General features: G+C 58.1%; 21 protein-coding genes. 9 read left to right on the top strand and 12 right to left on the bottom strand.

Translation table 11 applies throughout. From position 1 onward, the window contains the following. Positions 1-5: 5 nt before the first annotated feature. The 9 genes from rapZ to BN1137_RS11710 form a co-directional block, all read right to left on the bottom strand. Entirely contained in the window at positions 6-872 is an 867-nt protein-coding gene (gene rapZ / locus BN1137_RS11750) for an RNase adapter RapZ (protein WP_050718794.1), read from the bottom strand. Positions 873-912: 40 nt separating this feature from the next. After that, complete coding sequence (ptsN, locus tag BN1137_RS11745; protein WP_050718793.1) at positions 913-1359, bottom strand: PTS IIA-like nitrogen regulatory protein PtsN; 447 nt, start codon at positions 1357-1359, stop codon at positions 913-915. A gap of 2 nt (positions 1360-1361) precedes the next feature. After that, entirely contained in the window at positions 1362-1649 is a 288-nt protein-coding gene (hpf, locus tag BN1137_RS11740) for a ribosome hibernation promoting factor (protein ID WP_050718792.1), read from the bottom strand. Between the two features lie 20 nt (positions 1650-1669). Next, positions 1670-3109: an RNA polymerase factor sigma-54 gene (locus BN1137_RS11735; protein ID WP_050718791.1), complete on the bottom strand. Its 1440-nt coding sequence runs from the start codon at positions 3107-3109 to the stop codon at positions 1670-1672. Between the two features lie 66 nt (positions 3110-3175). Then, complete coding sequence (gene lptB, locus BN1137_RS11730) at positions 3176-3901, bottom strand: LPS export ABC transporter ATP-binding protein (protein ID WP_050718790.1); 726 nt, start codon at positions 3899-3901, stop codon at positions 3176-3178. Between the two features lie 10 nt (positions 3902-3911). Next, a complete protein-coding gene (lptA, locus tag BN1137_RS11725; protein ID WP_050718789.1) occupies positions 3912-4433 on the bottom strand; it encodes a lipopolysaccharide transport periplasmic protein LptA in 522 nt (173 codons plus the stop codon). Next, the gene (lptC, locus tag BN1137_RS11720; protein WP_050718788.1) at positions 4420-4980 is read right to left on the bottom strand and encodes an LPS export ABC transporter periplasmic protein LptC; all 561 of its coding nucleotides are present in this window, start codon (positions 4978-4980) and stop codon (positions 4420-4422) included. The genes lptA and lptC overlap by 14 nt, the downstream gene beginning before the upstream one ends. Beyond that, positions 4977-5531 (bottom strand): 3-deoxy-manno-octulosonate-8-phosphatase KdsC, encoded by a 555-nt coding sequence (gene kdsC, locus BN1137_RS11715; protein ID WP_050718787.1) that lies wholly within the window; start codon positions 5529-5531, stop codon positions 4977-4979. Before kdsC ends, lptC begins: the two co-directional genes overlap by 4 nt. Then, positions 5531-6526 (bottom strand): KpsF/GutQ family sugar-phosphate isomerase, encoded by a 996-nt coding sequence (locus BN1137_RS11710; RefSeq protein WP_050718786.1) that lies wholly within the window; start codon positions 6524-6526, stop codon positions 5531-5533. The genes kdsC and BN1137_RS11710 overlap by 1 nt, the downstream gene beginning before the upstream one ends. Positions 6527-6733: 207 nt before the next feature. Here BN1137_RS11710 and mlaF point away from each other — a divergent pair, with 207 nt between their 5' ends. Genes mlaF through murA form a run of 7 tightly spaced genes read left to right on the top strand, consistent with a single transcriptional unit; the run spans position 6734 to position 11259 of the window. Beyond that, positions 6734-7534, top strand: a complete 801-nt coding sequence (mlaF, locus tag BN1137_RS11705) for a phospholipid ABC transporter ATP-binding protein MlaF (protein WP_050718785.1) — start codon at positions 6734-6736, stop codon at positions 7532-7534. Then, positions 7534-8313 (top strand): lipid asymmetry maintenance ABC transporter permease subunit MlaE, encoded by a 780-nt coding sequence (gene mlaE / locus BN1137_RS11700; protein ID WP_050718784.1) that lies wholly within the window; start codon positions 7534-7536, stop codon positions 8311-8313. The genes mlaF and mlaE overlap by 1 nt, the downstream gene beginning before the upstream one ends. Positions 8314-8320: 7 nt before the next feature. Then, the gene (gene mlaD, locus BN1137_RS11695; RefSeq protein ID WP_050718783.1) at positions 8321-8821 is read left to right on the top strand and encodes an outer membrane lipid asymmetry maintenance protein MlaD; all 501 of its coding nucleotides are present in this window, start codon (positions 8321-8323) and stop codon (positions 8819-8821) included. Positions 8822-8823: 2 nt separating this feature from the next. Beyond that, a complete protein-coding gene (gene mlaC / locus BN1137_RS11690; RefSeq protein ID WP_050718782.1) occupies positions 8824-9453 on the top strand; it encodes a phospholipid-binding protein MlaC in 630 nt (209 codons plus the stop codon). Further along, entirely contained in the window at positions 9450-9722 is a 273-nt protein-coding gene (locus BN1137_RS11685; protein WP_050718781.1) for an STAS domain-containing protein, read from the top strand. Before mlaC ends, BN1137_RS11685 begins: the two co-directional genes overlap by 4 nt. After that, complete coding sequence (gene ibaG / locus BN1137_RS11680; RefSeq protein WP_050718780.1) at positions 9722-9979, top strand: BolA family iron metabolism protein IbaG; 258 nt, start codon at positions 9722-9724, stop codon at positions 9977-9979. Before BN1137_RS11685 ends, ibaG begins: the two co-directional genes overlap by 1 nt. Positions 9980-9996: 17 nt before the next feature. Next, a complete protein-coding gene (murA, locus tag BN1137_RS11675) occupies positions 9997-11259 on the top strand; it encodes a UDP-N-acetylglucosamine 1-carboxyvinyltransferase (protein ID WP_050718779.1) in 1263 nt (420 codons plus the stop codon). 103 nt (positions 11260-11362) lie between these two features. Here the strand turns inward: murA and pmbA are convergent, their stop codons facing one another. Then, the gene (gene pmbA, locus BN1137_RS11670; protein ID WP_050718778.1) at positions 11363-12712 is read right to left on the bottom strand and encodes a metalloprotease PmbA; all 1350 of its coding nucleotides are present in this window, start codon (positions 12710-12712) and stop codon (positions 11363-11365) included. 377 nt (positions 12713-13089) lie between these two features. Here pmbA and BN1137_RS11660 point away from each other — a divergent pair, with 377 nt between their 5' ends. Both BN1137_RS11660 and yjgA read left to right on the top strand, forming a co-directional pair. Further along, positions 13090-13398, top strand: coding sequence for a hypothetical protein (locus tag BN1137_RS11660; protein ID WP_050718776.1), 309 nt, complete (start codon positions 13090-13092; stop codon positions 13396-13398). Positions 13399-13790: 392 nt separating this feature from the next. Next, positions 13791-14315: a ribosome biogenesis factor YjgA gene (gene yjgA / locus BN1137_RS11655; protein ID WP_050718775.1), complete on the top strand. Its 525-nt coding sequence runs from the start codon at positions 13791-13793 to the stop codon at positions 14313-14315. 86 nt (positions 14316-14401) lie between these two features. Here yjgA and BN1137_RS11650 read toward each other — a convergent pair whose 3' ends face one another. Both BN1137_RS11650 and tmaR read right to left on the bottom strand, forming a co-directional pair. After that, on the bottom strand, positions 14402-17485 hold the full coding sequence (locus BN1137_RS11650; protein WP_050718774.1) for a transglycosylase domain-containing protein: 3084 nt from the start codon (positions 17483-17485) through the stop codon (positions 14402-14404). 217 nt (positions 17486-17702) lie between these two features. Continuing rightward, a complete protein-coding gene (tmaR, locus tag BN1137_RS11645; RefSeq protein WP_050718773.1) occupies positions 17703-18020 on the bottom strand; it encodes a PTS system regulator TmaR in 318 nt (105 codons plus the stop codon). Positions 18021-18246 lie beyond the last annotated feature (226 nt).

Below are 18246 nucleotides of genomic sequence, written 5' to 3'. Positions count from 1 at the left end.
ATCAGTCAGGATTGCGGTGAGCGCTTGTCCAGGGTGCGGTGGCGGATCTGTACGTTCTTGCCGAGCAGGCGAAACGCACTGGCCAGCCGTTCGGCGATAAACACCGAGCGATGCTGACCACCGGTGCAGCCGATGCCGACCGTCACATAGCTGCGATTGTTGCGCTCCAACTGGGGCAACCAGGTCGCCAGCATGTTCTCGATCTGCTGGGTGAACAGCATGACGTCAGGCTGGGCAGAGAGGTAGTTGGCCACCGGCTCGTCCTGCCCAGTAAAGGGCTTGAGCTCGGGGATCCAGTGCGGGTTGGGCAGGAAGCGGGCATCGAATACGAAGTCGGCATCCTTGGGGATCCCGTACTTGAAGCCGAACGACTCGAATACCAGCACCAGCTCGTTCTCCTTCTTGCCGAGCACGCGCGTCTTGATGAGCTCACTCAGGTCGTGGATGCTGAGACTGGTGGTGTCGATGCGCAGATCGGCGGTGGAAGAGAGCGGCGCCAACAGGTGGGTCTCCTCCCGGATCGCCTCATCCAATGACAGCTTGTTGCGCGACAGGGGATGCAATCGGCGGCTCTCGCCATAGCGTTTGAGCAGGGTGGAGTTATCGGCATCGAAGAAGAAACTGGAAAACTCGACCCGCCCCTCGTTGCGCACCTGGGCCAGCAGGTTGTCCAGCTTGTCAGACTGGGCGGGCAGGTTGCGCACGTCGATGCTGACGGCTAGCTTGTCATACTGACTCTCTACCGAGACGATCAGCTGGGGCAGCAGATTGACCGGCAGGTTATCCACACAGTAATACCCCAGATCCTCCAGTACCCTCAGGGCCACGGTTTTACCGGAGCCCGAGCGGCCACTTACCACTATTAACTGCATCTTGTCCCCTCACGCCAACGTGGCTGTATCATGACCGGCATCAGGCCGAGGTCATGATCTGGTAGAGTTCTTCGTCGCTGGTCGCCTGGCGCAACTGGCGGCAGACGGCCTTGTCACCCAGCTTGGATGCCATCAGGGAAAGGGTCTTGAGGTGCTGCTTGCACTCGCTTTCCGGCACCAGCAATGCAAAGAGCAGGTCAACCGGTTGATTGTCGATGGAATCGAACGGAATAGGTTCGGAGAAGGTCATCAGTACGGCGGTCGGCACAAAGGCATCGTCGATCCGACCGTGGGGAATGGCAATACCGGCACCGATCCCGGTACTGCCCATTTTTTCCCGCGCCAGCAGGCTTTCGAACAGCACCTGACGGGAGGTGCCCAGACGCTCTGCGGCCAATTCACTGATGATCTCGAGGGCGCGTTTCTTGCTGGTACAAGGGACCGCACTCTTGGTGCAGTCCCGACTCAGTATGTGTTCAAGTTGCATAGTTATTTTTGATTTAACTTATCTTTGTGCTTGATGATCTGCCGATCCAGTTTATCCAGCAGGGTATCAATCGCAGCATACATGTCGGTATGCTCCGAATTGGCGAACACCTCACCCCCGCTGACGTGCAGCTTGGCTTCGGCAATCTGGTTCAGTTTTTCGACGCTCAACACCACGTGTACGTTGTTGATATGGTCAAAGTGACGCTCGAGTTTGGCAAATTTGTTATTCACATAATCACGCAGAGCTTCGGTAATCTCGACATGGTGTCCGGTCAGGTTAATTTGCATAACGTCTTCCTTTTGTTTGCCTAAACCAGGCGTTTGCGCTGATTGGATGGCGGGATCAACAAGGATTCACGGTACTTCGCGATCGTGCGTCTCGCCACCATAATACCCTGTTCGGCCAGCAAATCCGCGATCTTGCTATCACTAAGCGGCTTGGCAGGGTTCTCCGCCGTCACCAGCTTCTTGATCAGAGCACGAATTGCGGTCGATGAGCACTCCCCTCCTCCCTCCGTATTGACATGACTGGAGAAGAAAAACTTCAGTTCAAAAATGCCACGAGGCGTGTGCATGTACTTCTGGGTCGTCACCCGCGAAATCGTCGACTCGTGCATCTCCACCGCCTCAGCGATGTCGTTGAGTACCATGGGTTTCATGGCCTCTTCACCGTATTCGAAAAAGCCCTGCTGCTGCTCGACGATGCAGCTGGCGACCTTGAGCAGGGTGTCGTTACGACTCTCAAGGCTCTTGATGAACCACTTGGCTTCCTGCAAATGGGAGCGGATAAACTGCGAGTCCTGACTGGTCTTGGCCTGTCTGGCCATAGCCGCATACGTCTCATTGACCCTGATGCGCGGCGCCGAATCCGGATTGAGCTCCACCACCCATTTGTGACCCTTCTTGACCACGGACACATCCGGGATCACATATTGCGACTCGCTCTGGATGATACCGTTGCCCGGTCTCGGCTCCAGTTGCTGAATGAGATCCAGCACCTCCTTGAGATCGCTCTCCTTGAGCCGGGTCTTGCGCGCCAGCGTCCGGTAATCCCGATTGCCGAGCAAATCCATGTGCTCAACGATCACCTCCCTCGCTTCTTTGAGCCAGGGCTGCTCGGGCGAATACTGGCCGAGCTGGATCAGCAAACACTCCTGTACCGAGCGGGCAGCGATGCCGACCGGATCGAAATGTTGCACCCGCTTGAGCACGGCTTCGACTTCATCTAATTCGACTTCTACCTCATCACTGCTGACTGCAACCTGAATATCGTCGAGGGAAACGGTCAGATAGCCAGATTCGTCGATGGCATCGATGATGGCGAGGGCAATGGCGGCATCCAGATCACTGAACGGGGTCAGGCGCATCTGCCACAGCAGATAGTCCTGCAGGCTTTCGGTGGTTTCCCCCTGATAGACGCTGTCCTCCCCATCGTGGATGGGGCCTGCGCTCTGGGCCGTACCGGCCGAATAGACCTCGTCCCAGGTGGTATCTACCGGCAACTCGTCCGGCATCTTGTCCTGGGCCATGGCATCGCTGGAGTCGAGTTGGCTGGCGTCGAGCGTCTCTTCCGGATGGGTTTCCTGCGCCTCGCTCTCCTCTTGCTCCAGCAAGGGGTTATTGTCGAGCGCTTGCTGAATTTCCTGCTGGAGTTCCAGCGTGGAGAGCTGGAGCAGACGAATCGCTTGTTGTAATTGTGGCGTCATGGTCAGGGACTGACCGAGACGCAACTGTAATGTCGGCTTCATCTACGTCGGGATATCCTTATGTTCAGCGAGGCAGTCACCCAACAAAAAATGAGGGATGCCCCCTTACTATAGACTGAATTGATCGCCCAAATAGACGCGCTTGACCTGCTCATCAGCGAGGATATCGACCGGTGCGCCCTCGGCAATCATCTTGCCATGGCTGACGATATAGGCCTTCTCGCACACGTCCAGGGTCTCCCTGACGTTGTGATCGGTGATCAGCACGCCCAGCCCCCGCTCTTTCAGATGCTGGATGATCTTCTTGATATCTATGACGGAAATAGGATCAACCCCTGCAAATGGCTCATCCAGCAGAATAAATCTCGGTTCTGCCGCCAGAGCCCGGGCAATCTCGACCCGGCGTCGCTCCCCGCCCGAGAGGCTCTGTCCCAGGCTGTCGCGAATGTGGGTGATGTTGAACTCTTCCAGCAGTTGCTCGACCTTGTCTTCCCGCTCTTCGCGGCTCAGGCCCTTACGGGTCTGCATGACCCCCATCAGGTTGTCGAATACCGACAACCGGCGGAAGATTGAGGCTTCCTGCGGCAGATAGCCGATGCCGTTGCGCGCACGGATGTGCATGGGCTGCAGGCTGATGTCCTGATCGTCGATGGTGATGAGACCGGCATCCCGCTGCACCAGGCCCACAATCATGTAGAAGGAGGTGGTCTTGCCGGCACCGTTCGGGCCGAGCAGCCCCACGATCTGGCCGGTGCCCACTTCCAGACTCACATCGCTGACCACCATGCGGCGCTTGTAGCTCTTCTGCAGGCCGACTGCTTTTAACACTGCCATGACTGGTTTCCTACTTCTTCTTCTGATCGGCGGGCTTGTCGAAGTTTTCTACCTGATCCGGCAGGAACACTGTCTTGACGCGCTGGGTGGGGCCTTTGCTCTCGGCGATCATCTTCTGTTTGACGATGTCATAGCGGATCAGATCGCCGGTCACCTGGCTGTCTTCCTGCTTGAGCTGACCGTTGCCGGTGATGGTGACCAGCCGGTTTTTCAGTTCATAGCGAATGCTGTTGCCGTGGGCATTGACCGGCTTGCCGTTATCCAGGATCTGGAAGAAGGTGGCCGGGTTGCCATAGGCGGTCATCACCTCGGCGCCCTTGTCACCGGATCGGATCACCACGACCTTGTCGGCCTTAATCTTGATGGTGCCCTGAGTGATGATCACATCCTCGCTGAAGGTGACGCGATTGTCCTGCATCTCGGCCACTTGCTTGACCGCATCCACATAGACCTTCTCGGCAAAATCAGATTCTTTGGCGCTCACAGTGCTGCACAACAGCAGCGCGGCAAGGGCCAGATTAGCGTTTTTCATTGAAATAAGTGGCATGGCCTTTATCCAGTAATTCGAAATATTTACGATCCAGGTGGCCCTTGAGGCCCACGCCCTCGGTCTGGAATTCCTGACCGACGATACTGATGTGCTGATTGCTTCTCACGTCCTGGGTCACCAGGTCCATCTCCAGATAAGGCGTATCCAGGGTGGAAATGAAGGAAGCTGGCAGCAACCCATCCAGATGCACCTTATCGCGCAGGATCACGTTGTCATCGGTGTTGAGCACCCCGGTCTCGGCGGTGACTTTCCACTCGGCCTCCCCCTTCTCGTCAAACAGGTAGATCACCGGCTTGTCGAAGGTCGCCTGCTCGAGGATCTGGAAATACTCGGCAAACTCCGACTCCAACCGCTCGGTCCGCTTGCCCTGCTCATTGAAGCGGGTAGTGACTAGGTTCTTGGCGGTGAAATCGGGCTGATAATTCTCCACCTTGGTGGGCTGCTCGGGGGCCAGCTCGATATCCCCGAGCTGCCAGGCCGCCAGCGCCACCAGAAACAGCAGGCCGAACAGCAGTGTCTGTTTGTTCATACGGACGCCTCAGGCTGGTAATCACCGAGCCCCTGCGCCTGCAAGATGAGATCGCACACTTCACGCACCGCGCCGACGCCGCCCCCCAGCCGAGTAATCAGATCAGCCTTCGCCAACACCAGCGGGTGGGCATCCGCCACCGCGATGCCGAGGCCACAGGCCTGCATCACCGGCAGATCGATGGTGTCATCTCCCATGTAGGCCGCCTGCGATGCATCCAGTCCGAGCTTGGTCAACAAGGCCTCGAAGTGGGGCAGCTTCTGATCCGCCCCCTGCACCAGATGTTGCACACCAAGGCCCTTCATCCGATCGCTGACGATGCGGGAGTTGCGCCCAGTGATGATGGCGATCTCCAGCCCGGCATTGAGCAGGGCACGCATGCCCGCCCCGTCACGGGTGCAGAAAGTCTTGAGCTCTTCGCCGTTGTTGCCCATGTAGATGAAGCCATTTGAGAGCACCCCATCCACATCGCACACCAGCAAGCGGATCTGCGCCGCCTTGTCATACTGGCGGCGCGTCACCGGACCATAGAGGGTCGGTACGTCTTGCATCAAATCACCCCGGCTTTCAGCAGATCGTGCATGTTGAAGGCACCCAGTGGTCGCCGTTCCCCATCCACCACCAGCAATCCGTTAATCTTCCTGGTTTCCATCAGTTTGACGGCCTCGGCCGCCATCATCTCAGGTCCTACGGTAACACAGTTGGTCGTCATTACCTTGGCGATCGAGGTGAGATGAATGTCCACCCGCAAGTCCAGGATCCGGCGCAGGTCACCGTCGGTGAACAGACCCGCCAGCACACCCTGCTCGTCCACCACCGCCGTCATGCCGAGCCCTTTGCGGCTCACTTCCAGCAGCGCCTGGCTGATGGTGGCATCTATCCCTACCCGGGGCAACAGCTCGCCGCTGTGCATCAGATCGCCGACCCGCAGCAACAGCCGCTTGCCGAGGGAACCACCCGGATGAGAGAGCGCGAAGTCGTCGGCGGTGAAGCCGCGCGCTTCCAGCAGGGCCACCGCCAGCGCATCACCCATTACCAGGGTCGCCGTGGTGCTGGAGGTCGGAGCCAGACCGAGCGGGCAGGCCTCTTTATCGACCTTGATGCACAGATGCACATTGGCCTCCTTGGCCATGGTCGATTCCGGGTTGCCGGTCATGCAGATGAGCTGGATACCGCGGCGCTTGAGCACCGGCAGCAGGGCCAGGATCTCGTCACTCTCGCCAGAATTGGAGATGGCGATGATGAGATCCCCTGCGGAGATCATCCCCAGATCGCCGTGGCTGGCTTCGCCCGGATGCAGGAAGAAGGCGGGAGTACCGGTGCTGGCCAGAGTCGCTGCAATCTTGTTGCCGACATGACCCGACTTGCCCATGCCCGTCACCACTATCTTGCCGGCGCAACGCAGCACCATCTCGCAGGCCCGATCAAAGGTCTCGTCAAGGTACTGGTAGAGCCCATCAATGGCTTGTTTTTCAATGTCCAGCACCGCGCGGGCACTGCGACGAAAATCGAACAGTTCAGACACTTTTTCAGGCTTTACAGACATAAAGGCACAGCTCCGGGCTGAAATTTGCTGCGGGATTATAAAAAAGTCTGCCGAGATAAGCGAATCTGATGCGGGGCTGTCGTCCTGCTGACGCAAGTTGTTACATAAAACTGTCGTGCATTTGGGGGGGAAGCACGCTCAATAGTTGTTCCTTGCTGTTGCTTAGACCTAGACTAGCCCATAAAATTCGCTCTTCTTTTATACCGGATGGACAATTGTTTGAACAATGACCTGATCACCATCTCCGACCTGTCGTTCAGTCACGGAGATCGGTTGCTGTACGACAGGATCAACCTGACCATTCCCCGAGGCAAGGTCACCGCCGTCATGGGGCCGAGCGGCATCGGCAAGACTACCTTGCTGCGTCTGATCGGTGGCCAGCTGAAACCTGAGTCGGGTCATATCCTGTTTGATGGGGAAGACATCCCCACCCTCTCCCGCTCCCGTCTGTATGAAGTTCGCAAACGGATGAGCATGCTGTTCCAGAGTGGCGCCCTGTTTACCGGCATGACGGTATTTGACAACGTGGCCTTCCCGCTACGCGAGCACTCCGGCCTGCCGGAGGAGCTGATCCACACCATCGTCATGATGAAGCTGCAGGCCGTGGGACTGCGTGGCGCTGCCAAGCTGATGCCATCCGAGCTCTCCGGCGGCATGGCCCGGCGCGCCGCGTTGGCCAGATCCATCGCCCTGGATCCGGATCTCATCATGTATGACGAGCCGTTCGTCGGTCAGGACCCCATCACCATGGCGGTGCTGGTCAAGCTCATCAAGGAGCTCAACAGTGCCCTTGGCATCACCTCCGTCATCGTCACCCACGATGTGAAGGAAGTGCTGAGTATCGCCGACTATGCCTATATCATCGCCAACCGCAAGGTGGTGGCCCATGGCACTCCGGATCAGCTGCGCAAGGAGCACAATCCGGAAGTCGAACAATTCCTGCAGGGATTGCCCGACGGTCCTGTTCCGTTTCATTTTCCGGCAGGCGATCTGCTACAGGATCTGTGATGTTGATAAGCCAAGTAAGCAAGCTGGGTCAGGTGGGGGTGCGTTTCATCAACGCCATCGGCCGCGCCACCGTTATGCTGTTTCACGCGCTGGCGGGTCGCCCCCAGCCGCGCAAGCACTTTCCCCTGCTGGTACAACAGCTCTATGTGGTGGGGGTTCAATCGGTCGCCATCATACTGGTGTCGGGACTCTTCATCGGCATGGTGCTCTCTTTGCAGGGCTACAACGTATTGAAAGACTTCGGCGCCGAGCAGAGTCTGGGGCCGCTGGTCTCGCTCTCTTTGCTGCGCGAACTCGGGCCCGTAGTCACCGCCCTGCTGTTTGCCGGCCGGGCCGGTTCCGCGCTGACCGCCGAAATTGGCCTGATGAAGGCCACCGAGCAGCTTTCTAGCTTGGAGATGATGGCGGTGGATCCGCTGCGCCGGGTCGTGGCGCCCCGCTTCTGGGCCGGGGTCATCAGCATGCCGCTGCTGGCCTTCATGTTCAGCCTGATCGGCATCTTCGGTGGCAAGCTGGTTGGCGTCGACTTGCTGGGGGTGGACGAGGGCAGTTTCTGGTCCGCCATGCAGGCCTCCGTCGATTGGCAGGATGACATCATGCAAGGGGCCATCAAGAGCGTGATCTTCGCCCTGGTGGTCACCTGGATTGCACTCTTTAATGGCTATGATGCCAAACCGACTTCGGCCGGGATCAGTCAGGCGACGACCCGCACCGTGGTCCACTCATCCCTGGCCGTGCTCGGTCTGGATTTTATACTCACCGCAGTCATGTTTGGATAAGGTAAAGATGAAGTTCAGCAAAGTAGAATTCCTGGTTGGCGCCTTCATGCTGGCCGGCATCGCAGCCATTCTGGCATTGGCACTGCAAGTGGCGGGTTTGAGCTTCAAACCGGAAGGAGAAACCTATACCCTGCGCGCCCATTTCGATAATATCGGCGGCCTGAAAGTACGCTCACCGGTCAAGGTCGGTGGCGTGGTAGTCGGTCGGGTCAGTGACATCACCTTGGATGCCAAGAGCCAAGTGCCCATCGTCTCCCTGCAAATGCAAAAAAGTGCCGGCGAGTTTTCCGAAACCAGTAGCCTCTCCATCCTGACCTCGGGTCTGCTTGGCGAGCAATACGTGGGTCTGGCGCCCGGTTTTACCGACGAAGAGATGGGCACCAACATGCTCAAGGATGGCGACATGATCGAAGACACCAAATCCGCCATCGTGCTGGAGGATCTGATTGGCAAATTCCTCTATAGCCAATCCGCGCCAGCCACCAATCCGCCAGCAACCAAGGAGTAACCATGTTCAAGAAGATCACCCTGCTGCTGGGTCTGATGACCAGCATGTTATTCTCTGCCGCCACCCTGGCCACCACCTCGGATCCTTATGCCTTGGTGGATCAGGCCGCCCAGCAGACCTTTGCCCGTCTCAAGTCAGACCAGGCCCAGGTCAAGAGCAACCCGGATCACCTGCGCGTGATCATCCGCGAAGAGCTACTGCCTTATGTGGATAACCGCTTCGCCGCCTACAAGGTGCTTGGCAACCAGATCAAGGAGACCACCCCGGCCCAGCGTGATGCCTTCGTCGAGGTGTTCACCGAGTACATGGTGAGTTCCTATGCCGATGCCCTTGCCCACTTCGACAAACAGACCGTCAAGGTCGAGCCGGGCAAGACACCGGGAGACAGCAACATCACCGCCGTCAGCGTCAGTGTGAAAGAGGCCGGCAAGCCGGACATCTTCCTCGAGTTCAAGCTGCGCAAGAACAACAAGACCGGTGAGTGGAAGGCCTTCGACATGGTCGCCGAAGGCATCAGCCTGCTCTCTGCCAAGCAGAGCGAGCTGGGTGGCCTCATTCGCCAGAACGGTATCGATGCGGTGATCGCCCAGCTGCGCGAGCACAATGCCAAACCGCTGGTCATCAAGTCATGACACTGAGCGGTGAGCTGCAGGCACCACAGGTCAATGAGCTGTGGTTACGCCGGGCAGAGTGGTGGCATGATGATGAACTCGAACTGAGCAATGTCACCTCACTGGATTCCGCCGGGTTGGCGCTGTTGGTCAAATGGGCCAAGGCCACCCTGGCACGAGGCGCCACACCACAACTGGTCGGCGCCTCTCATGACTTTCATACCTTGGCCAACCTGTACGGGGTGGCCGATTTGTTTCAATCAACCCCGCCCAACACTGAGGACGCATAATGCAAGTCTCTGAAATTGAAGCGATACTCCTTGAGGCCTTGCCATTGTCCGAAGTCCATGTCAAAGGCGACGGTAGTCACTACCAAGTGATCGCCGTCGGCGACATGTTTGACGGTATGAGCCGGGTCAAGAAACAGCAGGCCATCTATGCCCCGCTGATGGACAAGATCGCCAGCAACGCCATCCACGCACTTTCCATCAAGGCCTTTACCGATGCCGAATGGAAGCGCGAACGTAAATTCCAACTGCCCTCCTGATTTGGTATCTAAGTAAAATGGACAAATTCAAGATCACCGGCCCCTGCACCCTCTCCGGTGAAGTGACCATCTCCGGCGCCAAGAACGCCGCTCTGCCCATCCTGTTCGCGACCCTGCTGTGTGATGAGGAGATCCAACTCTCCAACGTGCCGCGCCTCAAAGACGTGGGCACCACCCTCAAGCTGCTGGAGATGCTGGGTGCCAGCACCAAGGTCAACGGCAACGTGACCGTGCTGACCGGTGCGGTGAACAACCATATCGCCCCCTACGATCTGGTGAAGACCATGCGCGCCTCCATTCTGGCGCTGGGCCCGCTGGCGGCTCGCTTCGGGGCGGCTGACGTCTCCCTGCCCGGCGGCTGCGCCATCGGTGCCCGTCCGGTCAACCTGCACGTACACGGTCTGGAGTTGATGGGTGCCAAGATTGCCATCGAGGATGGTTATATCAAGGCTCGGGTCGATGGACGCCTCAAGGGTGCCCACATCCTGATGGACATGATCTCCGTCACCGGCACCGAGAACCTGATGATGGCCGCCACCCTGGCGGACGGTCGCACCGTGATCGAGAACGCCGCCCGTGAGCCCGAAGTGGTCGACTTGGCCAACTTCCTCAATACCTTAGGTGCCGACATCAAAGGGGCGGGTACCGATACCCTGACCATCGACGGGGTCGAGCGTCTGCACGGCGGTAGCTACAGCGTGCAGCCCGATCGCATCGAGACCGGTACCTTCCTGGTGGGCGCCGCCGTCACCGGTGGCAAGATCACCTGCCGCAAGACCGACCCTTCCCTGCTGGAAGCCGTGCTGGTCAAGCTGGAAGAAGCCGGCGCCGCCATCGAGAAGGGCCCGGACTGGATCACCCTCGACATGACCGACCGCACCCTCAAGCCAGTCACCATCAAGACGGCCCCCTACCCGGCCTTCCCGACCGACATGCAGGCCCAGTTCACCGTGCTCAATGCCGTCGCCAAGGGCACCGGCATGGTCACCGAGACCATCTTCGAGAACCGCTTCATGCACGTGCCGGAACTGGTACGGATGGGCGCAGACATCGAGCTGCAAGGCAACGTCGCCATCTGCCGTGACACCGAGCAGCTCAAGGGTGCTCAGGTGATGGCCACCGATCTACGCGCCTCCGCCAGCCTGGTGCTAGCCGGTTTCGTGGCCGAGGGCACCACCCTGGTCGAGCGCATCTACCACATCGACCGTGGTTACGAAGATATCGAGCACAAGTTGCAAGGCCTGGGCGGTCGTATCGAGCGCATCAAAGAAACCCACTGATGCCCCGTTTGACGCAGTGCTAAACACGGCTCATGACGAAAAAGGCCCTCGCATTGCGGGGGCCTTTTTCATGGCATGTGCTCAGGGTCGGCAGGAGGTGAACTCAGTGCCCCGCCAGCTTCATCTGCTCGACCAGTACCGAGCCGGTCTTGAGGCTGGAGCGCTCATCTTCATCCGTTCCCACTGCGACCAGGTTGCGGAACATATCGGATAGATTGCCTGCAACAGTGATTTCTTCCACAGGATAAGCAATTTCACCATTCTCTACCCAAAAACCGGCGGCGCCGCGGGAGTAGTCACCATTGACGATGTTGACGCCCTGCCCCATCAGCTCGGTCACTAGCAAACCGGTGCCCATCGTCTTAAGCATGCCCTGGAAGTCCTGACCGGTGTTTGACACCTGCCAGTTATGAATGCCGCCAGCATGACCCGTGCTGGTCAGCCCCAGCTTGCGCGCCGAGTAGGAGGTGAGCAACCAACTCATCAGGCGACCGTCACGGACGATGTCCATGTCGCGGGTACGCACCCCTTCACCATCGAATGGGGTACTGGCCAGGCCGCCTAGCAAATGCGGGAACTCCTGAATATTCAGCCACTCCGGCAGCACCTGCTCGCCCAGTTTATCGAGCAGGAAGCTCGACTTGCGATAGAGGTTGCCCCCGCTGATGGCCATCACCAGATGGCCCCACAGGCCGGCAGCAGTGTCCGGGTGGAACATCACGGGCGCGTGACGGGTGGAGATCTTGCGGGCACCGAGCCGAGAAAGGGTACGTTCCACCGCCTCATCTGCGATGCGCTGCGGACTCCACAACCCGGCCAGATCCCGACTGGAGGAGTAGCCATAGTCACGCTGCATGTCGCCATCCTGCTCGCCGATCAGCACACAGCTCAGGGAGTTGCGCGACGCCGCGTAGCCTTTGACGAAGCCGTGGCTGTTACCATAGACCTTGACCCCCAGATGGCTGGAGAAGCTGCCACCATCGGAATGCTTGATGCGGGCATCGCGGCCCAGCGCCAACCGTTCACACTCGATGGCCAGCTCGATACCACGTTGGGGATCCAGTTCGATGGGGTGGCACAGCTGCAGATCCGGGGCATCCCAGGCCAGCAAGTCGGCATCCGCCAGACCGGCACAGTTGTCTGGTGAGGTATGGCGGGCAATCTCCATCGCGGCCTCGACAGCGGCACGAATGGCCGGTTTGCTCAGATCGGTGGTCGAGGAGGAGCCCTTGCAACCATCGCGGTAGACGGCGATACCGAGCGCCCCATCCTTGTTGAATTCGATGCTTTCCAGTTCACAGCCCCGGGTGTTCACCGACAGCCCGGTCTGCTTGCTGATGGAGACTTCGGCAAGCCCGGCGCCCAGCCCTTTGGCTATCTCCAACGCCTCGGCGACGACGGCCTCGAGGTGGGCTTGATCCTGGCGGATTTGGTCTTGCTGGTCGTGAGCCATTTATATACACCTTAAAATTCAGTCAGTTGCGCTGTTACTCATCGTGCTTTCGTACCATGAGACAGACCCAATGGCAGCGGTGATTCTACAGCATAGTTCCCTGATAGTCGCCACTCCGGCCGCCATCCGCACCGCTCACGGCAAGCCAGCCATGACAAAAGAGCGGGTGCTCACTCGCAGAGTGATGTTGTCAGCCGGCAGCCAGGTCCCAGCAAGCCACGATTGCCAGATTGTTGCATGGCCCCAGAGCAGGTTTGTCCTCCATGAGATAGCAGCTCAGGGTGACATCATGGCCATTGAACCAGTCAAGCCGCCATTCAGTGCGCCTCGGGTATCTTGCTGACAATAGCAAATCGCAGCTTAGCCGAAAGATCGTCATGAACAGCACAATCAAGCTAGCGCTGACTACCCAGCTGATCATCTCGACCGCGACCCTGGCGGTGGCCTCCAGCCAGCAACCCGCCGCCGATGCTTGCAGTGCCGCCAACGTGCAGAAGATGACGATCCGGCGTGACGCACTCTATGAAGAGTCTCGGTTACTGGAGATCCGGCTCGGTCAGCGGATACGAGAAGGCAAAACGGTGAGCCCAGCACAGCGCCATCAACCCCTGCGAGCCAAGGTGCAGGGACACTATCTGGACGAGGCCATCAACGCCTGTCTCACCTCCAGCACGGCAGATCATTGAGCTGCAATGACACCAAGCTGCGACGACCCTAGCAACGCCTTAGGGCTGCGCAGCAAGAACCTATCCCATCTGCTGAAAGAACACGCTAGCGGTAAGCAGGTATGGTCACGGCTCGGCCACCTCCCTCGTCAGGCACGGGCCCTGCGGTATAAAGCCCATCGCCTGCCTACCCTCTTCCCATCATGCCTGTTGGTAGCCGTCCTGCTCTCTCACATCTAGTGCCATAGAGGAGTTAATGAAGAGCTACCCGTCTCCTGGCGGTTCTGCTCTGCCTGAGCCATAACTCACCTCTAAATGCCCCAAGGAAAGGGGCCTGACAGATCAGACCCCTGCGCCCGGCGGGAGAAGCTGGTAACATATACACCAAGACGAATGACAGGAATCAGAGACCGATGAGTCAGTATCAAGACGACAACGAAATGGACGATTGGGGTCCCAGCAAGAGCCAGCTCAAGCGCGACGCCGAAGCACTGCAAAAGCTGGGGGCAGAGATCGTTTCCCTGAGCCATAGCGAGCTGGAAAAAATCCCGTTGGATGAAGAGCTGGCCGAGGCCATCGAGCTGGGCCGCAAGCTCAAGCCCAAAAAGGATGAATCCTTCCGCCGCCACCTGCAGTTCATCGGCCGCCTGATGCGCAGCCGGGACATTGAGCCGATTGAGCAGGCTCTCTCCATCTTCAAGAACCGTCACTCTACCGTGAATGCCCGCCTGCATCGGCTGGAGCAGTGGCGTGAGCGGTTGATCACCGAAGGTGACAGTGCCCTCAACGAGTTGATGGCCCAGTTCCATGGGCTGGATCGCCAGAAGTTGCGCCAGCTGATCCGCACGGCCAACAAGGAGCGAGAGCTCAATAAACCGCCGGTAGCCTTCCGCGAGATCTACCAGTATCTGCGTGGCGAGATTGAAGATCTGCTGTAACCGCTGAGGTTACCGCCAGTCCAATGCACTGCGGGGCAAAATAAAACGGGGCCACTATGGCCCCGTTTTATTTGGCAGGTCAGACACTAGCTCCCGGCCATGCACTGGGTATGAGTGCCAGGTTCCAGATAAGGCATCAGCAACGGCGCCATTCCCTTGAGCACCTGCACCGGCAGCGCCGAGGTGAAACGGAACGTGTCGGACTGACTGCCCGGTACATAGGCCGTCAGGGTACCGAAGTGATCGGCGCCAATGTAGAAGACAAAGGTCGCGGTTCTATTGCGTGCCAGCGAGCTGGTCACATTGCCATAGCGCCCGACAGTCTCAATCCGGTTGTCCCCTGTCCCCGTTTTCCCCCCCATCGGCAACACTGTGCCATCCGGCAGGGCGAAGGCTCCGGCGATACGCCGCGCCGTCCCCCCTTCCACTACCTTCGACAGCGCATTGCGCAAGGCATTGGCCACTTCGACAGGCAGCACCCGGGTACCCTGGGTATTGGCCGGTTCAAACCCGGTGGCAAAGGGCGTGTCCTTGGCAAACGAGAGGTGCTCGATGCGCAGGGTCGGCGCCCTCACACCGCCGTTCTGAATGATCCCCATCAATTCCGCCAGCGCCGCGGGTCTGTCACCCGAGCTACCAAGTGCGGTCGCCAAGGAAGGCACCAGGTGATCGAATGGATAGCCCAGCCGTGCCCAGCGTTGATGGATATCGAGGAAGGCCTCGACCTCCAGCATGGTACGGATGCGACTATCACGAGCGCTGCGATGACGAGTCTTGAACAGCCAGCTGTAGACTTCCTGGCGTTCGTCCCGGCTGGCCGCAACCGCATCGGCAAAGGTCGCCTTGTCAAACTCCTTGAGGTAGGAAAGCAGCCACAGCTCCAACGGGTGAACCCGTGCGATATAGCCCTGATCCGGCAGTGAATACTTACCTGGGCCATAGCTGGTGTAGAGCTGCTCGATGCGCTTGTCGCTCAATTTCTCCCTAGGTAGCCGCTTGGCAAGGAAGGCGGCAAAGTCTACCTGTGAGGCTTCCGGCATCAGATAGCGATGGACCGCCGCCAAACGGACCGCGCTGGGCTTGAGACCATCGAGGAAGGTATCGAGCTGCTCGTCGGTGGTCTTGCCACGATACTTGCGCCAGAAACGCAGCAGATAGGTCTGACCCTCTTTATCGGCAAACTTGGCGAGGTACTCGGTCCGACGCGGATCCCGATCATCTTTGAGCAACTGGGCCCGGTTGCCCTCCTTGTAGAGGCTGTAGCGCACTATGTCACGCATCAGCCGCACGAATGGCAAGTTGATGGACTCGCGCAGCGCGTCGCGGATCGGCGGGATACGACCGTTATCTTCCTTGCGGAAGTTGTTGAAGGTATGCATGCCGCCGCCGGTGAAGAAGCCTTCATAGGGGCTGGCGGAGTATTTGCGATCCAGCGCCGCTTCCAGCATGACAGGCAGGCTCTTGTCCTTCGCGGTCATCAGGTAGGAAATAGCCCAACGGCTGATGTTGTCCTGATTGGAGACTTCGATCTTGCGCAGGCTCTCGGCGGGCATGTCCGCATAGCTCTCGTGCAGTTCGGAGACAATTTCCAGATAGGTGGTCAACACCCGCAGCTTGGCGGTAGAGCCCAGCTCCAGCTTGCTGCCTTCGTTGATATCGAACGGCTGATCCGTGTTGTCGGTCTGCACCCTCACCTTGACCCCTTCCGGGGTTTTCTCGAACAGGGTGAAGCTATATTTCACGTCTCCCGTCTTCTCCGGCGATAGCAAACGCTCACCAAACAGACCCACCTGGGAGGCGAATGTTGGATCGGCCAACTGCTGCAGATAGCGGGAAATGTCATTCTGCAATGGCATGTTGAGCGTGGTATCGGCGGTCAGATCCATCCGATCCAGATCGTACAGCTGCACCCCGAGCTGGCGACTGAGGCGAGTACGCGCTACCTGCAAGCCCTTGTTGTTATTGACTCGGGTAATCGCCGGGGACTGCAGGAAATCGCGGAAACCCAGCTTGGCCTTGAGCGCAGACTCCATCAGCGGCGGTGCAATCATCCCTTCCTGAACGAACAAACGCAGATAGCTGTCTGTCAGGGTCGACAGCGCCTCACGCCCCTGTGCCAGATAATAGGAGGGACGACGGTGCGCAATCATCAAAGAGACAACCTGGCGCAGTGCCAAACCCTGTTCGGCTAGCGTTGCATCCTGATTACGGGCGGGATCCAGCAGACGATTGACCTCATCCACATTGGCGCCGAACCAGACCCAGAGACCATCCCCCAGGCCATGCACTTCACCGTAGCCCGGCGCAGCAGAGAGCGGCACCGAGTTGAGGTAAGCCCAGGCGACCAGCTTGCGCGCTTCCAGCGTCTCTGGCCCCAATCGATAGGCACGCACGCTGGCTGACGCCATCTGGCGGATCTTCTCGGTGGGAGACAGGGTCAGCCCATCGGGAGAGTGGCGATACTTCTCGACCTGGGTGGCAAGCGTACTGCCGCCGGCAGATTGATCTTGCATGTCCAACGCCTTGCCCACCTGGGAAAGTGCTGCCTTGGCGAAACGAGGCCAATCCACCGCAGGGTTGGCCAGCGGCTGCTCATTGCTCAGCAAGTCACGGTTCTCAATGTACAACAGCGACTGAATGACCAGAGGGGGAATGGACTTGAAGTCCGGATAGTAGTGGGTTGGATACTTGTACTGGTAGAAAGGCTCGGCGCGACAGTCGTGCAGTGTCAGCCCGGCTTGCACCTTCTCGGTATAAGGGACAAAGAAGCCCTTGCTGGCGTAGTTGTACAGCGCATCGGAGAAGTGCACCTGCTCGCTGACCTGGTAGCCACGCTGGATCAGCCGCTCCTGAATCATGGGCAGCAGAACATACCCGAGTCGTTTATCAAACGGGCCATCTTCCGGGAAGGTGATCTGCTTGCTAGGGCCGGGCTCGAGTTGATAGGTCAACTTGGCCGCATAATGAGAGATCTCTTGCGACTGCAGCCGCGAGGTCTTCATTTCATAGCCAAGCAGGGCGATCGCGGCAGCTAGGCAAAGCAAAAAGATGAAACAGAACAACCACCGCCACCAGGGACGACGCTTGCGCTTATGTTGCCCGTCCACATGTGGTACGGATGAATCCTGAGATGCCACTTTATTCAAATCCGTCTGTTTTGATGCGCCCATATTAGCCCCACCATGGTTGCGCAATTTATTGTATTTCACTCAAGCTTAGTCGTTTCAAGTCAAAGGCTTGAAAACTATTGACTGCTTTGATGCGATGTTAACAGGGCGATTGTGAAAATGGGAGCCGATTGTTGCAGTGAGGCGAGAGATCCGAGCTGATGAACAGAAGCAAAACACCGGCCTCTGGCCGGTGTTTTAGAATAACTGGGCTACAATCTTACTTGCTGGAGCTCATGCCTTTCAGCTTGGTGCTCAGCTCCTTGCGCTCCTTGGAGAGCTCGGCATTCTTGATGATGTGGTCATCAACCCGCTCTTCATAATCGGCGCGCATGTTAGCGATGATGGCCTGCACATCATCAATGCTCATACCCGGTTTGATGTAATCACTCAGGTTATCGAGCAGCAGCACCCGTTTCTGGTTGTCACGGATCTTCTTCTCGTTGTCGACAATCTCACGCTTGAGCTTGTTCTGGCGACGGGACATGCGCACATATTCCAAGACGTCGTTGAAGGTAGACTTGTTTACTTGTTCCATATCGATACCACTGACTGAAGGTTAATGAAAACAGGTCGGGTTACTCTCATACCAGAAAGGAACTAAAGGCATGGTAGAGGCAAACCCAGAGTGCTCTTTACTCTACCGAGTTATGGTACAGATACAACCCTAATTGCAGGCTGACAGGGGTTCTGATGGATGAGGAAGGACTAAAAAGTGGGAAAGCTACCGATGATGAACGCACGAATTTCAGCCAATAAAAAAG

This window comes from Aeromonas tecta (assembly GCF_000820185.1).
Taxonomy (GTDB): Bacteria; Pseudomonadota; Gammaproteobacteria; order Enterobacterales; family Aeromonadaceae; genus Aeromonas; species Aeromonas tecta.
The sequence above is the reverse complement of the archived record's forward strand: the minus strand, read 5'-3'. Positions and strand labels throughout refer to the sequence as shown.